The following is a 14,353-nucleotide window of genomic DNA, read 5'->3' as shown; positions in this document are numbered from 1 at the left end:
CGGCAAATGGGGGCGGCGTATGGCTGCCGCGCTACGTCGTCGTCGGCGCGGGAGTCTCGCCGACTCGGCCGACTGCGGCCTTGGTGAGGATCGCGGAGGTACCGACCACGGTCCCGGCCGGGCCGGCGTCGCCGGCTTCGGTGAGGACCGTGCGTTCACCGAGGAATGCGTACGTGGTCCGGTCGAAGACCCACTGCGTTTGCTGCCCGTGTGCCGTTCGGGCGACGGCAACGCCTTCGCGTCCCGTGGCGTCGGCGGCCTTCTGGATCACCGTGACTCCGAGGATCTTCGCGGCGGCCTTGTAGAGCGCGGCGCTGACCTTCGGTGGTGCCCAGGTCTCGGCCAGCAGGTCGCCGATCGCGGTGAATGCTCGCTGGTCCGGGTCCTGGCCCTGCCCGCGGGTCTCGTTCCGGATCAGCTTCAGCAGGGCGTCGGGGTCGGTGGGCAGCGATGCGACGTACTCGTGGGTCGGGTCGCTGATCGACGGGCCCTTCTTGTCCGGGGTGCTCGGCCGGGGTGTCGCCCCCGGGCCGTCAAGGTGGTAAACGGGTGCGTCGTCGTCGAGCCGGCTGTCGGGCTCGCCCTCCTCGCGCAGCAGGCCGGGGCGGCTGCCGTCGGCGGACGACCACACCTGCCGCGTGTGCGCGGGAGCCATGGTCACGGGGCCTCCCGCGGCGCTCTGCGCGGCGTAGGCGACCTTGCTCTCGATGTAAAGGAACTGGTCGGCGCGGACCGCCGGTTGCTTCGTCCCGGCGGCGGCGAGTGCGATGCGGTCGAGGAGCTGTGTCGCCTCGGGTGTGCCGGTGGCGCTGCCGTCCTTTGCCGCGGTGGTCCCGTGCCCGGGGGTGTCCGCGAGGTTCACCACCATGACGCCGCCGACCGCCAGGGCGCAGGCGACAGCCGGCGCCACGAACCGGACCAGACGCCGGCGCGGGCGTGAGGCCGGGGTGGTGAAGTCGGGCGATCCGGCAACGGCGGCCTTGTGCAGCAGTGCTTCCTTCAGCAGCAGTTCACGGTCGGGGCCCAGGCCGGGGACCGGCGGCGGGGGCAGCAGGTCGGTGAGGCCGGGGCGTTCGGCGTCCTCGGACCGGTGGTGCGTACGGCGCCGCGGGGTGGTGTTCATCCGTGGTTCTCCTGGGTCAACGACCGGGCCGCAGGGAAGCGGTCCGGTACTGGCTTGTCGGGGTGGCGGAGGGTTCCCTGTTTTCCGCCGCGGGGGGCCGTTCGGCTCCGGCCCGCGTGGCTTGCGAGCGTGTGGCGCGGGCTTCGGCGTCGGTGAGTTCGCGCAGTCGGGTACGGGCGCGGGACAGGCGTGAGCGGACGGTGCCGACCGGCACGCCGAGTGCCTCGGCCGCGGCCGCGTAGTCCAGGCCGGCCCACACCACGAGGGTGAAGACCTCCCGGTCGCGCCGCCGCAGGCGGGCGAGTGCGGCGTGCGCGGCGCGCAGTTGCTCGGCATCCGCGAGGTGCGTGACGAGATCGTCGGTGAAGTCCGGAATGGAGCCGCGTTCCGGGACGCGGGCGAGCGCGATCTCGCGGCGTCGGCGTGCGCGTGCGTTGCGGCGCATGATGTTGGTGGCGATTCCCAGCAGCCACGGGCGCAGGCTGTCCCCGTCGGGGCGCAGTTTCGCCCGGCTGCGCCATGCCTCCAGGAAGGTCGCCGAGGCGACGTCCTCGGCCTCCGCCCAGTCGCCCGTCACCCGCAGCGCATAGCGGTACAGCACCTGGGCGTGCTCGTCGTACAGCTCTCCCAGGGCGTCGCGGTCTCCGCGGCGGAAGCGATTCCTCATGAGTGTTTCCACACTCTGCTCTGCCGCGCCCGTTGCGCCGGTTCCCGTGACGTGCGCCACACATGCCGCCCGGGGCCGCGACCCCCATGCGCGGTGTGACGCGGCTCACGGGAACGCCGGCGCTCGGCAGCGCAGTGCAGGTCATGAACAGTTCTTCCGTATCCCGCGTATCCCGCCGGAGTGTCCTGCGGACTCTGGCTCTCGCCGTCGCCCTGGTCGGCAGCGCGACGCCCGCCTGGGACACCACGGCCTTCGCCGCAGAGCCGGAGACGTACGCCCTCACGATCAACCACCTCGACCGCGCCGGCCGCTCGACGGGGAACTACGAAACCACCGTCACCGGGATCTCCGGCGCGGGCGCCGACGAGTCCGTCAAGCCGCACGACGCCTCCGGCACGACCACCGTGCGCCTGCCCAAGGGCCGGTACCTGCTGGACAGTCTCCTGACCGGTGGCAAGGGCGCGGGCGGGATGGACTGGATCGTCCAACCGCGCCTCGACCTCGACCACGACACCACCGTCACCGTCGACGCGCGGACCACCGCCCCCGTCGACGTGACTCCGCCCGACCGCGCCGCGGGCTTCCTGAACGGCGGGATGTTCGTCGAGGTCACACACGGCGGCACCACCCGCTTCATCAACCAGGTCATCGCCGCTGCGAACCTGCGCGTCGCCCACCTGGGCCCCACCGCCGAACCCGGCTCGGTGAAGCAGTGGTACGACTCGCACTGGACGACCGAGACCACCGGTTACGCGCTCGGCTACACCTTCACCGGCACCCGCGCCCTGACCGGGCTCACCCGGCACCCCTCCGCGAAGGACCTGGCCACCGTGCAGATCCGCGGCGCGGCCCGGCCGGGCACCGCGGGCGCCGCGACCATTGACCTGGGACCGAGTGCCGGACCGACCATCGGCGTCACGCAGAAACTGACGACCCCCGGCACCGCCACCTACCTCGTGACACCCGAACGCGGCACCTGGGACGTCACCTACTGGGCCCCCGCTGAGCCAGGCACGGCAGCGAACCGCTACAGCGCCAACGGCATCGCCGTGCGCGCCGGCGCCACGACCACGCACACCTTCGACAACGCCGTCTTCGGCCCCCACCTCGCCGGCCGCCCCGGCGTCGTACGCGACGGCGACAGTGTCACCGTCGATGTCCCGCTGCTCGCCGACGGCGACGGCCACGTTCCGTCGTCACCGCCGTACGGCGCGGCCTCGACCACATTGCACCGCAACGGCGTGCTCGTCGGGACACAGACCGGCGCCCCCGGACGAGCCGAGTTCACCGTGCCGCCGGGTCGCGCGACGTACCGAGTCACCAGCACGGTGAACCGCAACGGTGCGCCCGGCACCGCTACCCGTGTGACCGCGTCGTGGACCTTCACCTCGGACACGACGGCCGGTCCCACGCCGGTGCCGGTGAGCGCCGTGCGATTCTCGCCCGCGCTCAGCCCGACCGGCACCGCAGCGGCGGACACGGCACTCCGTGTCCCCGTCACCGTGCAGGGCGCCGCCGCGGACGGACGCACACGCTCGCTGGCCGTCTCGGTATCCGTGAACGGCGGAGCCTCGTGGACCCGGGTCCCGGCCGAGAACGGTGCCGTGACGATCCGCAACCCCCGCGCGGGCACCGGCGTCTCCCTGCGCGCAGAGCTGACCGACACTGCCGGGAACACCCTCACGCAGACCATCGTCGACGCCTACCGCACGCAGTGACCCCGTAGTCCGGGCAGACGAACGGCGCGTGAGACCTTCGGCTTCCGGCGCGTTCGCCGACGCATGAACGAACAGCGCACGGCGGACAGCGGGCCCGAGGCCGGCAGGTACGCGGCCTCGGGCGAGGGGAAGCTGCAGGACCGTCCCCGGACGGGAGCGGGGTGCGCACCGGGCAACGCGGCCGAGGGGCGGCTCGATGTCAAGATATTTGATGTCGACATACCTGTCGTCGGTGCCGGCGCACCCCGTCCCTGTGCGCTTCACGGCCGGGAGCGTCACAGTGGAAGGGGGGAACGGGGCGGGCCTGCCGGAGGAGGTGTCCGGATGGATGTGACCGGCGAAAACGACGACCGGCTCCGGGACTACCGCAGCAAACGGCACTTCGACGCGACGGCGGAGCCGCGCGGCGACGGCGGGCGGACGGGTGCGGCGCCCTGTTTCGTCGTACAGATCCACCAGGCGCGACGCATGCACTTCGACTTCCGGCTGGAGGTCGGCGGCGTACTGAAGTCCTGGGCGGTGCCGCGCGGACCTTCGGAGAACCCGCGCGAGAGGCGGCTGGCCGTCCCCACGGAGGACCATCCGCTGGAGTACCGCACGTTCGAGGGAGTCATCGCGAAGGGCAAGCAGGGCGGCGGCACGGTGATCGTCTGGGACCAGGGCACCTACCGGCCGCTCAGCCACGACCGCTGGGGCGCGCCCGTGCCGTTCGAGCAGTCCCTGGAGGACGGGCACGCGACCTTCTGGCTCGACGGCACCAAGCTGCACGGCGAGTTCGCCCTCACCCGCTTCAAGGGAGGCGGTGCGGACGACGCCCCGGGCGAGGAGATATGGCTGCTGATCAAGGCCAAGGACGGGCGCGCCACCCATGACGGGCCGGACACACCGGACCCGTACCGGGCACGTTCGGCCCGTACGGGGCGCACCCTGCAGCAGGTCGCCGCCGAGGAAGGGGGCGGACTTTCGTGACCGCCCGCAGGACCGTTGAGGTCCTTCTCAGCCGCTACGGCACCACCTACGCCGCCGAGGCCGGCATCCGGCTGCGGAACACACCGCAGCCCCTGTACCAACTCCTCGTGCTCAGCGATCTGTTGAGCGCCCGCATCCGGGCGTCCGTGGCGGTGGCGGCGGCACGCGCGCTGTTCGCCCACGGCATGCGGTCCCCGGACCGGATGATCGGGTCGACATGGCAGCAGCGTGTCGACGCGCTGGGCGAGGGCGGCTACCGGCGCTACGACGAACGCACCGCCACCCAGCTCGGCAACGGGGCAGAGCTCCTGCTGGTCGAGTACGGGGGCGATCTGCGGCGGCTGCGCAAGGAGGCCGACGGCGACCTGGGCATCCTGCGGTCCGGGCTGCGCAGAACCCCGGGCATGGGTCCGGCCGGTGCGGACATCTTCATACGCGAGGTGCAGGCCGTGTGGCCGGAGACGGCACCGTTCCTGGACGGAAAGGCTCTCCAGGGCGCCGAGAAGCTGGGACTGCCCGCCTCGCCGGCGAAGCTCGCACAGCTGGCCGAGCAGGCCGAGCAGGCCGAGCAGGCCGAGCAGGCCGAGCAGGCCGACGACCACGGTCCTGCCGTGCTCGCGGCGGCCCTGGTACGCGCGGCGCTGGACAAGCACGTCGTGGACGACGTCGCAGCGCGGGCCTGAGAGAGCGGCCCACCGCCCCGGCCCCTTCGCCCACTGCGCCCCTACACCCCCGCGGCGGCCGTCCGGCTCAGGAACGCCGGCCGGGCCCGCTTCTCCGGCTTGTCGATCTCCGGGCCGAGTTCGAAGCCCGCCCGGACCATCCGTGCGACGGCCTTCTCGTTGCGGGCGTCCGGCTCGACGACGATCCGCCGGTGCGCCGGGTCGCTGGGCGACCGGGACGCCGTCGCGCACCGGTTCCCGGGGTCTTTGGTCCAACCCGAACGCCAACCCGTCGGAACGAATCGGCGACCCGGCTCCTCTGTGGGGTGACGCAACCCGTCACCACCATCCGCCCCGCAGAGGAGCACCCATGAACCCCACCCGGCGCACACCCACCGCCACCACCGCGGCCGCGGCCGTCGCCACCGTCCTCACCGCCGACGGACTGCTGCACGTCCTCTGGTCCACCGGCACCACCTGGCCCGCGCACGACGCCGCGTCCCTCTCGTACGCCGTACTCGGCATCGACGCACCCTTCACCCCGCCCGTCGTCCTCCCGCTCGCCACCCTGCTGTTCACCGGCGCGGCCCTGGTCACCGCCCGCGCCCGCCTGGGCCGCACCCACCGTCTGGGCCGGCTGCTCCAGGCAGGCACCGTGGCCGTCGCCTGCGGCACCGCGCTGCGCGGCCTCGCCGGGATCGCCTGGGCGTGCGGGCTGCGCACCGGACTGGACGACGGGGCGGGCGACACGTTCCACTGGCTCAACCTGGCGCTCTACACCCCTGTCTGCCTGGTACTCGCGGCCGCCGCACTCCGGGTGGCGGCCGGGGAGGAAGCCCCGACCCGTGTCCGATGACCACAACCTGGATCACGCGCGCACCGTCCGGCTGGTGCGCGCGGCCCAGCGCGGCGACACGATCGCCATGAACGAGCTCCTCGACGTCCTCACCCCGTACGCGGGCCGCATATGCACCCCCATCGCCCTGGCAGACGGGCCGGACGCCGTCCAGGAGACCCTTGTCGCCGTCTTCCGCAGCCTGCGTTCCCTCAAGGAACCTGCGGCGCTGTACGGATGGGTGCGCGCCATCGCCTGCCGGGAGGCGGTCCGCGTCGCCCGCCGCACCGCACGCTCCGTCCCCGCGGACCTCACCACCGTCCCCCAGCGCGGCGACCCGCAGCTGGCCTCCGACATCGGCGACGTCCTCGCCCGCCTCTCCCCCGAACACCGGGCCGTCCTCGTCCTGCGCGACGTCGAGGGCCTCGACGAACAATCCGCCGCCGCACTCCTCGGCCTGCGCGTGGGCACCGTCAAGTCACGGCTGCACCGGGCCCGGGACTCCTTCCGGAAGGCATGGACGTCATGACCGAACCCCCCCTCCACCAGTGGCCCACCACCCCGGAACTCGACCCGGTCCGCCGCCTGCACGCCCTCGCGGCGGGCGTCCGCGGCGCCCGCGTCACCACCCGCGAGATCCCCGCCCCCTACGCCACCGTCCACCCGCTGCTGGCCGACATCGACGGCGAACTGTCCCGGCTGGTCCCCGACATGCGCCGTCTGAAGCTCACCCGCGCGGACGGCGACCGCATCGAGGCCGTGGCCCGCAGCCGCTACGGCATGCACGCCCGCTTCCACGGCGTACGCCGCCCCGGCTGGCTCTGGCTCCAGAGCCGCTTCGTCCTGATCGGCATGGCGGCCACCCCGTCCCCCACCACCCCCGGCCACACGCTGGTCGCCTTCACGGGAGGCGTACGCCTCCCGGGCCGCGCGGCCCTGATCCCGGTCGGAGTGTCCAGCGCAGGCCACCGGGTCCTGAGCCGGCTGGCAGTGCGTGTGGGCGGGTAGCCGTACGCACGGTCCGCAGTTTGTACGGATCTCGGCCAAAAGCCCCGGCCGTCAGTCCTCCACGACCAGCGCCGGAGTCTCCTTCGTCAGCACCTCGCCGCGGAAGAACGCCGGGCTGCGGCGCTGCATCACCAGCATCAGCACCACACCGAGCAGCAGCAGCCCGACACCGATCACGAACACCGAGCCGACCCCGAAGACCGACGAGCCGGAGCCGTATGCCGGATCCCACATGTCGTAGAGGGTCTTGCCGAAGACCGCGGTGAGCAGGATGCCGCCGACGACCGGGAAGAGGCCCTTGAAGACCAGGTCGCGGACGGAGCGGGTCAGGTCGGCGCGGAAGTACCAGGCGCAGGCGAACGCCGTCAGCGCGTAGTAGAAGCAGATCATCAGGCCGAGCGCGTAGATCGTGTCGACCAGGACGTGCTCGCTGACCAGGGTCATGACCGTGTAGAAGACGCCGGTCGCCACGCCCGCCGTGACGGTGGCCTTCCCCGGGGTCCTGAAGCGCGGGTGGACGCGGGCGTACGAGGCGGGCAGGGCCTCGTACGTGGACATCGCCAGGACCGTGCGGGCCACCGGGATGAAGGTGGTCTGCAGGCTCGCGGCGGCGGAGGCGAGCACGGCGATGAAGAGCAGGACGCCGAGGCCCGGGCCCATGACCGGGCCGGCGAGTGCGGCGAAGACGTTGTCGGAGGTGTTCGGGTTGGCGAGGCCGAGGCCCGAGTCGCCGGAGCCGACGGCCATCTGGGCGGCGACACCGGTCGCCAGATAGGAGCCGACGAGCACGACCATCGCGATGAGGGCGGCGCGCCCGGGGGTCTTCTCGCTGCCGACGGTCTCCTCGTTGGCGGTCAGACAGGCGTCCCATCCCCAGAACATGAAGATCGACAGCGACAGGCCGGCCGTGAACGCCGCGAACGACTGCACCGCGAACGGGTTCAGCCAGGACCAGGAGAAGTCCACCGACGAGGCGAACTCCCCGCTGCGTGCCTTCTGCACGGCCATCGCCACGAACAGCGCGAGGACGACGAGCTGAAGGCCCACCAAGGCGTACTGGACGCCCTTGGTGGCCGTCATCCCCCGGTAGCTGATCGCCGTGGCGATCGCGATCAGGGTCAGACAGGTGAGGATGTGGACGGGCTTGCTGTCGTCCAGGGCGGCGATCGAGCCGCTGCCCGTGATCTCGCCCGCGAGGAGCCAGAAGTACGAGGTGGCGACGCCCGCCAGGTTCGACAGGACGATGATCGTCGCAATGACCAGGCCCCAGCCGCACATCCAGCCGAGGCGCGGGCCGAATGCCTTCACGGTCCAGGTGAAGGAGGTGCCGCAGTCCGGCATGGCCTTGTTGAGTTCGCGGTACGCGAATGCGACGAGCAGCATCGGCAGGAAGCCGGCCAGGAAGACGGCGGGCATCTGCACGCCGACCTCGCCCGCGGTGGAGCCGAGGGTGGAGGTGAGGCAGTAGACGGGGGCGACGGTGGAGATGCCGATCACGGCGCTGCCCATCAGGCCGACGGAGTTCCCGCCCAGGCCCTTGCCGCGTACACCGCCGTCGGCCGGGGCTGCGCCCCGTACCGGGTCTCCGGCCTGCGGCCGCGCGTCCAGCTGTGTCATGAAGAGGACGTTATGCGCTGCGATATCCACATTCGGAGGCTGAGACTCCGGAACCTCGCCCTTGAATTTCGGGTGACAGAACGGGCACATGGAAATTAATTGAAGGCAATTAATGATCACGACCTGTTAATGAGAGGTCGACGCTCGATCGCAGCGATGTACGGGAATCGCAGCACTGTCCGTTTTGTGGCGGTTCAAAATTTTCCCGTGGGTGTCCGCTCAGCGGACACCCACGGGGTGTGCCGGTTCAGCCCGGCCAGACGATCGCCTGGAGTTCGCTGTATGCGTGCAGGGCGTACGAGCCGACATCGCGCCCGACACCGCTCTTCTTGAACCCTCCGAACGGGGCCTCCATGTTCCGCCCGATGGTGTTCACACCGACCCCGCCGGCGCGCAGCTGCCGGGCCACCCGGAAGGCGCGTGCCACGTCCGAGGACCAGACGTAGTCGATCAGTCCGTAGTCGCTGTCGTTGGCGAGTGCGATGCCCTCGTCCTCGTCGTCGAAGGGGACGACCACGACTACGGGGCCGAAGATCTCCTCGCGGACGACGCGCATGTCGTTGGTGCAGTCGGCGAGGAGGGTGGGGGCGACGTAGAAGCCCCGGTCGAGTCCGGCCGGGCGTTCGCCGCCCGTGACGGTCCTCGCCCCCTCCTTCCGGCCGAGTTCGATGTACGACTCGATGCGGTCGCGGTGGGCGGCGGAGATGACCGGGCCGACGACCGTGCCCCGGTCCGTCGGGTCGCCCACCTTCAGGTGACCCGCGTACGCGGTGAGTTTCTCGATCAGGGCGTCGTGGGCTGCGCGCTGTACGAGGACGCGGGTCGGGGCCGTACAGATCTGGCCGCTGTAGAAGGAGAACGTGGTGCCGATGCCTGCCGCCGCGGAGTCGAGGTCCGCGTCGTCGAGGACGACGGCGGCCCCCTTCCCGCCCAGCTCCATCAGCTGCCGCTTCATGGAGCGCCCGCACACCTCGGCGATGCGCTGTCCGACGGCGGTGGAGCCGGTGAAGCTGACCATGTCGATGTCCGGTGAGTCGACGGCGGCCTCGCCCGCCCCGGGGCCCGATGCGGTGACCACATTGACGACGCCCGCCGGAACGCCCGCCTCTTCGAGCGCCTCGGCCATCCGGTAGACGGAGAGCGGGTCCTGCGGTGCGGGTTTCACGACGACCGTGTTGCCCATGGCGAGTGCGGGGGCGACCTTGCCGGCCGGGTTGGCCCAGGGGTTGTTGTACGAGGTGATGCAGGTGACGACGCCGACCGGCTGGCGTACGGCGAGCGCCCCGAAGACACCGGCCCGCCCCATCGGCCCGGCCTCGTTGATCTGCGGTGCGATCGGCTCCTCCACCGGTTCCAGTGCACCCCTGGCATACCGGCGGAAGCGGGCGGCGCCGACGGCGGCCTGCATGGCCCTGGCCGTTGACGTGGTGGCGCCGCTCTCCGCCTGGGCGAGTGCGGCGTTGCCGGTGAAGTCGCGCTGCATCAGATCGGCGGCGCGGTCGAGGATCGCGGCGCGCTCCTCGGGGCGGGTTCGGGACCAGGTGGCGAAGGCCTCGCGGGCCGCGGCCGCCGCCGCGTACACCTGCTCGCGGCTCGCCTCGGGTGCGAGGCCGACGACCTCCTCGGTGGCCGGGTTGATCACCTCGTAGTGGCCGTGGTCGGGTTCGATCCACTCGCCGCCGATGAAGAGGCGCAGGTTCCTGTCGCTCATACGGTGCTCACCGTCCGGGTGTCGCGGCCGGAGCGGAGCACCGTACCGGGGACCGCGCCGGTCACCTTGTCGTCGCGCAGGGTCTCCACGCCGTTGACGCGGACGGACACGATGCCGATGGCCTTGGAGTCGAGGCGGGGGCTGTCGCCGGGCAGATCGTGTACGAGCGTGGCGGGCCCGGCGTCGATGCGTTCGGGGTCGAAGAGGACGAGGTCGGCGTGGAAGCCCTCCTCGATGCGGCCGCGGTCGCGGAGCCCGAAGAGCCGGGCGGGGTCGTCGGTGAGCATCTTGACGGCCTGTTCGAGGGGGAGGAGTTTGCGTCGGCGCAGGCAGTCGCCCAGGAAGCGGGTGGTGTACGGGGCGCCGCACATCCGGTCCAGGTGCGCGCCCGCGTCGGAGCCGCCGAGCATGACGTCCTCGTGCTCCCAGGTCTGCCGTCGCAGCGCCCAGGAGTCGGGGTCGTTGTCGGTGGGCATGGGCCACAGCACCGTGCGCAGCCCGTCGTCGGCGCAGATCTCGACGAGGCAGTGGAAGGGGTCCTGCCCGCGTTCGGCGGCTATGTCGCCCACGACGCGGCCGCTCAGCCCTTCGTTGGCCGCGCTGTACGTGTCCCCGATGACGTACCGGCCGAAGTCGGCGAGGCGGCGGAAGACACCGGCCTCCTTGCTGTCGGCGCGGCGGAGCATTTCGGCGCGGGTGCCGGCGTCGCGGAGCCGTTCGATGCGTTCGGGGACGGGGAGGGCGAGGATGTCGCCCCAGCCGGGGATGAGGTTGAGGGCGCAGAAGGTACCGAGCGACATGTTCATGGGAGTGAGGATCGGCATGGTGAGTGCGACGATCCGGCCGCCGGCCCGGCGGGCCCGCTCGCTGGGGACGAGCTGGCGGGGTACGCGTTCGGGGACGGCGGCGTCGATGGTGAGCACGTTCCAGTTCAGCGGGCGGCCGGCGGCGGCGGTCATGTCGACGAGGAGGTCGATCTCGTCGTCGGAGAACTGGTCGAGGCAGCCCGCCACGATCGCTTCGAGCTGGGTGCCTTCGTGTTCACCGACGGCGCGGGAGAGTGCGAGGAGCTCCTCGGGGAGCGCGTGCCGGGAGGCGACGGGCTGTCCGTCGCCGTCGGAGTGGGTGGAGGACTGGGTGGTGGACAGCCCCCAGGCTCCGGCGTCCATCGCGTCGTGGAACAGCGCGAGCATGGCGTCGAGCTGTTCGGGGGTGGGCTGCCCGCCGATCGCGTCGGCGCCCATGACGTGTCTGCGCAGGGCGCAGTGGCCGACCATGAACCCGGCGTTGACGGCGATCCGTCCTTCGAGGGCGTCGAGGTATTCACGGAAGCTGGACCAGGTCCAGTCGACGCCCTCCTCCAGCGCCTTGAGGGCCATGCCCTCCACCCGCGACATCATGCGGCGGGTGTAGTCGGCGTCCTCGGGGCGTTCGGGGTGGAGCGGGGCGAGGGTGAATCCGCAGTTGCCTCCGGCGACGGTGGTGACGCCGTGGTTCATGGAGGGTGTGGCGTACGGGTCCCAGAAGAGCTGGGCGTCGTAGTGGGTGTGGGGGTCGACGAAGCCGGGGGCGAGGACGAGGCCGGTGGCGTCCTCCGTGGTGACGGCTTCCTCGGCGAGCGTGCCCGGTTCGGCGATGACGGCTATGCGGCCGTCGCGGATGCCGATGTCGGCGGGGTACGAGGGTCCGCCGGTGCCGTCCACGACGGTCGCTCCGCGGATGAGGTGGTCGAGCATGACGGGGGTTCCCTTCTGTGTTTCCCGCCGCGGGTACATGGGTGTGCAGCCGGGGTGCGCACGGCCGCGCTACGCACCCCGGCTCCACGGAGCGGCGGTCCGGGAAGACGCCGCTGTTCTCGGCCCCGCCTGCGTTTGAGGCGCGGGGTCCTGGGCGGAGCGAAAACCAGCCCCGCCGGCGATTGAGGCGCGGGGTCCGGGGCAGAGCCCCGGCCAGGGAAGGGGCGGGTAGGGGACAACGCCCGCCGCAGGCGCACCCAACCCGCACCCCGCCCCGCCCCTACGCCCCCGCCGCCCCCCGGAACCGCGAGGTCCGGTGCACCGGGTCCGTGTCGATCTTCGGGATCACGTGCTCACCGATCAGCTTGATCGAGTTCAGCGTGTCCTCGCGGTTCATCCCGATCGGCAGCCCGAAGCTCAGCTGATCCGCCCCCGCCTGTTCCCACCGCTTGCACTGCCGCAGCACCTCGTCCGGATCACCGCAGATCATCAGCTCCTCGGCGATCAACAGCTCGATGATCTCCTCGGAGTACTCCGGCAGCAGCTCGGGCCACTCCGGGATGCCCTCGGGCCGGGGGAACGTGTCGTGGTAGCGGAACAGCAGCGACTGCAGGTAGTTCAGCCCGCCGCCCACCGCGATCTCGACGGCCTTCGCGTGCGTCTCGGCGCAGATGGCGGTGGAGGTGACCATGACGTTGTCGTTGACGAAGTCACCGACGGGTTCGGCCTCCTTGACGGCCGTCTTGTAGGACTCGACGACCCACTCCATGTCGGAGACCTTCTGCACGCTGAAGCCCAGCACGCCGAGCCCCTTCTTGCCCGCCATCGCGTACGAGGACGGCGATCCGGCCGCGTACCACATCGCCGGGTGCGACTTCCCGTACGGCTTGGGCAGGATCTTGCGCGGCGGCAGCGACCAGTGCTTGCCCTGGAAGCCGGCGTACTCGTCCTGGAGCCACATCTTGGGGAACTCGGCGATGGTCTCTTCCCAGAGTTCCTTGGTGTGGTTCATGTCGGTGATGCCCGGCATGAAGCCCAGGATCTCGTGACTGCCGGCCCCGCGCCCGGAGCCGAATTCGAAGCGGCCCTCGGAGAGGTGGTCGAGCATGGCGACCTTCTCGGCCACCTTCACCGGGTGGTTGACGGGGGCGAGCGGGTTGAAGATGCCGGATCCGAGGTGGATGCGGTCGGTGGCGTGTGCGAGGTAGCCCAGGTACACATCGTTGGCCGAGAGATGCGAGTACTCCTCCAGGAAATGATGCTCGGAGGCCCAGGCGTACTTGAAGCCGGACTTGTCCGCCTGGATGACGTACTCGGTCTCCTCCATCAGCGCCTTGTGCTCTGCCCCGGGGTCGGCCTTGGCCCGTGCGGCTGGCACGTACCCCTGTACAAAGAGCCCGAATTCCAAGGGGGTTCACCGTCCTCAGTCATTTCTGACACACCGTCAGATTGCGATGCGTCCGACTGTTCCACCGGCACCTGCACCCGTCAATACCTGACGCATCGTCAGAACAGCTCAGAACAGGCTGACACCAGCCAGCCAGCCCCCGTCGATGACGAACGGCTGCCCCGTGATGTACGAGGAGTCGTCCGAGGTCAGGAAGAGCGCCAGCGCCGCCACCTCCTCCGGTCGCCCGATCCGCCCCAGCGGTACGAGCTTCCGGTACAGCTCGGCCACCGCCGCCCTGGACTCCTCCGGGTCCGCGGTCGGGTCCAGCGCCGCCGGGTTGGTCATCGCGGTGTCCACGGCGCCGGGACAGACGGCGTTGACCCGTATCCCCTTCGCGGCCAGCTCCACCGCCGCCACCTTGGTCAGCCCGAGCACCGCATGCTTGGTGGCGGCGTACGCGCCCACGAACGCCATGCCCGTGAGCCCTGTGTACGAGGCGGTGTTGACGATGGTCCCGCCGCCCGCGGCCTCGATCTCGGGCGCGACGTTCTTGATCCCGAGAAACGCGCCCACCTGGTTGACCTGCACCACCTGCTGGAACTCCTCCAGCGGCGTGGTCACCAGCTCGTTGAAGCGGAGAATCCCCGCGTTGTTGACCAGTCCGTCGATCCTTCCGAAGCTGTCCTTCGCGGCGGCGACGGCGACCTGCCACTCGTCCTCCCGGCTCACATCCAGATGGACGAACCGGGCGACGTCCTCCCCCAGCTCCTTGGCCAGCGCCTCGCCCTGCTCGTCGAGCACATCGGCGATCACCACCCGCGCGCCCTCCGCGGCGAAGAGCCGCGCCTCCTGCTCACCCTGCCCGCGCGCCGCGCCGCTGATCAGCACGACCCGGCCGTCCAGCTTGCCCATGGCCT

General features: G+C 71.2%; 13 protein-coding genes and 1 pseudogene. 6 read left to right on the top strand and 8 right to left on the bottom strand.

Going from position 1 to position 14,353, the window contains the following annotated elements; all coding sequences use genetic code 11:
* Positions 1–31: 31 nt before the first annotated feature.
* Both NRF20_RS26175 and NRF20_RS26170 read right to left on the bottom strand, forming a co-directional pair.
* Positions 32–1,123 (bottom strand): CU044_5270 family protein, encoded by a 1,092-nt coding sequence (locus tag NRF20_RS26175; RefSeq protein ID WP_413753371.1) that lies wholly within the window; start codon positions 1,121–1,123, stop codon positions 32–34.
* A gap of 16 nt (positions 1,124–1,139) precedes the next feature.
* Positions 1,140–1,790 (bottom strand): RNA polymerase sigma factor, encoded by a 651-nt coding sequence (locus NRF20_RS26170; protein ID WP_398632564.1) that lies wholly within the window; start codon positions 1,788–1,790, stop codon positions 1,140–1,142.
* A gap of 143 nt (positions 1,791–1,933) precedes the next feature.
* Between NRF20_RS26170 and NRF20_RS26165 the strand changes: the two genes are divergently transcribed.
* From NRF20_RS26165 to NRF20_RS26155, 3 genes are all read left to right on the top strand, one after another.
* Positions 1,934–3,508 carry a serine protease gene (locus tag NRF20_RS26165; RefSeq protein ID WP_413753370.1) on the top strand — a complete coding sequence of 525 codons (1,575 nt, stop codon included), beginning with the start codon at positions 1,934–1,936 and terminating at the stop codon, positions 3,506–3,508.
* A 324-nt stretch (positions 3,509–3,832) separates the two neighbouring features.
* The gene (locus tag NRF20_RS26160) at positions 3,833–4,477 is read left to right on the top strand and encodes a DNA polymerase ligase N-terminal domain-containing protein (protein ID WP_398632562.1); all 645 of its coding nucleotides are present in this window, start codon (positions 3,833–3,835) and stop codon (positions 4,475–4,477) included.
* Positions 4,474–5,160 carry an endonuclease gene (locus NRF20_RS26155; RefSeq protein WP_413753369.1) on the top strand — a complete coding sequence of 229 codons (687 nt, stop codon included), beginning with the start codon at positions 4,474–4,476 and terminating at the stop codon, positions 5,158–5,160. Before NRF20_RS26160 ends, NRF20_RS26155 begins: the two co-directional genes overlap by 4 nt.
* A 41-nt stretch (positions 5,161–5,201) precedes the next feature.
* Here the strand turns inward: NRF20_RS26155 and NRF20_RS26150 are convergent.
* Positions 5,202–5,366 (bottom strand): annotated as a pseudogene (locus tag NRF20_RS26150) (GNAT family N-acetyltransferase); the annotation flags it as partial.
* Positions 5,367–5,509: 143 nt separating this feature from the next.
* Here NRF20_RS26150 and NRF20_RS26145 point away from each other — a divergent pair.
* From NRF20_RS26145 to NRF20_RS26135, 3 genes are read left to right on the top strand one after another with little or no spacing between them, the layout of a single operon-like run.
* Complete coding sequence (locus tag NRF20_RS26145) at positions 5,510–5,995, top strand: DUF3995 domain-containing protein (RefSeq protein WP_398632560.1); 486 nt, start codon at positions 5,510–5,512, stop codon at positions 5,993–5,995.
* Positions 5,985–6,503 carry an RNA polymerase sigma factor gene (locus NRF20_RS26140; protein WP_398632559.1) on the top strand — a complete coding sequence of 173 codons (519 nt, stop codon included), beginning with the start codon at positions 5,985–5,987 and terminating at the stop codon, positions 6,501–6,503. The genes NRF20_RS26145 and NRF20_RS26140 overlap by 11 nt, the downstream gene beginning before the upstream one ends.
* Positions 6,500–6,982, top strand: a complete 483-nt coding sequence (locus tag NRF20_RS26135) for a hypothetical protein (RefSeq protein ID WP_398632558.1) — start codon at positions 6,500–6,502, stop codon at positions 6,980–6,982. Before NRF20_RS26140 ends, NRF20_RS26135 begins: the two co-directional genes overlap by 4 nt.
* Before the next feature lie 51 nt (positions 6,983–7,033).
* On the opposite strand, the gene NRF20_RS26130 is transcribed toward NRF20_RS26135, so the two are convergent.
* From NRF20_RS26130 to NRF20_RS26110, 5 genes are all read right to left on the bottom strand, one after another.
* A complete protein-coding gene (locus tag NRF20_RS26130; protein WP_398632557.1) occupies positions 7,034–8,599 on the bottom strand; it encodes an APC family permease in 1,566 nt (521 codons plus the stop codon).
* A gap of 247 nt (positions 8,600–8,846) precedes the next feature.
* The gene (locus NRF20_RS26125) at positions 8,847–10,310 is read right to left on the bottom strand and encodes an aldehyde dehydrogenase family protein (RefSeq protein WP_413753368.1); all 1,464 of its coding nucleotides are present in this window, start codon (positions 10,308–10,310) and stop codon (positions 8,847–8,849) included.
* Positions 10,307–12,046, bottom strand: coding sequence for an amidohydrolase family protein (locus NRF20_RS26120; protein ID WP_398632555.1), 1,740 nt, complete (start codon positions 12,044–12,046; stop codon positions 10,307–10,309). The genes NRF20_RS26125 and NRF20_RS26120 overlap by 4 nt, the downstream gene beginning before the upstream one ends.
* Before the next feature lie 280 nt (positions 12,047–12,326).
* Positions 12,327–13,454 carry an LLM class flavin-dependent oxidoreductase gene (locus tag NRF20_RS26115; protein WP_398632554.1) on the bottom strand — a complete coding sequence of 376 codons (1,128 nt, stop codon included), beginning with the start codon at positions 13,452–13,454 and terminating at the stop codon, positions 12,327–12,329.
* Between the two features lie 108 nt (positions 13,455–13,562).
* The gene (locus NRF20_RS26110) at positions 13,563–14,348 is read right to left on the bottom strand and encodes an SDR family NAD(P)-dependent oxidoreductase (RefSeq protein WP_266360721.1); all 786 of its coding nucleotides are present in this window, start codon (positions 14,346–14,348) and stop codon (positions 13,563–13,565) included.
* Positions 14,349–14,353 lie beyond the last annotated feature (5 nt).

The sequence above is a fragment of the Streptomyces sp. R-74717 genome (assembly GCF_047305335.1).
Taxonomy (GTDB): Bacteria; Actinomycetota; Actinomycetes; order Streptomycetales; family Streptomycetaceae; genus Streptomyces; species Streptomyces atratus.
Note: the sequence above shows the minus strand (reverse complement) of the source record. Positions and strands in the feature narration are given on the sequence as shown.

What these genes read in the sequence shown, in the direction of transcription:
- NRF20_RS26175 (WP_413753371.1), bottom strand. Translation starts at nt 1,123, where the DNA reads ATGAACACCACCCCGCGGCGCCGTACGCACCACCGGTCCGAGGACGCC.
- NRF20_RS26130 (WP_398632557.1), bottom strand. Translation starts at nt 8,599, where the DNA reads ATGACACAGCTGGACGCGCGGCCGCAGGCCGGAGACCCGGTACGGGGC.
- NRF20_RS26165 (WP_413753370.1), top strand. Translation starts at nt 1,934, where the DNA reads ATGAACAGTTCTTCCGTATCCCGCGTATCCCGCCGGAGTGTCCTGCGG.
- NRF20_RS26145 (WP_398632560.1), top strand. Translation starts at nt 5,510, where the DNA reads ATGAACCCCACCCGGCGCACACCCACCGCCACCACCGCGGCCGCGGCC.
- NRF20_RS26170 (WP_398632564.1), bottom strand. Translation starts at nt 1,790, where the DNA reads ATGAGGAATCGCTTCCGCCGCGGAGACCGCGACGCCCTGGGAGAGCTG.
- NRF20_RS26110 (WP_266360721.1), bottom strand. Translation starts at nt 14,348, where the DNA reads ATGGGCAAGCTGGACGGCCGGGTCGTGCTGATCAGCGGCGCGGCGCGC.
- NRF20_RS26125 (WP_413753368.1), bottom strand. Translation starts at nt 10,310, where the DNA reads ATGAGCGACAGGAACCTGCGCCTCTTCATCGGCGGCGAGTGGATCGAA.
- NRF20_RS26135 (WP_398632558.1), top strand. Translation starts at nt 6,500, where the DNA reads ATGACCGAACCCCCCCTCCACCAGTGGCCCACCACCCCGGAACTCGAC.
- NRF20_RS26160 (WP_398632562.1), top strand. Translation starts at nt 3,833, where the DNA reads ATGGATGTGACCGGCGAAAACGACGACCGGCTCCGGGACTACCGCAGC.
- NRF20_RS26120 (WP_398632555.1), bottom strand. Translation starts at nt 12,046, where the DNA reads ATGCTCGACCACCTCATCCGCGGAGCGACCGTCGTGGACGGCACCGGC.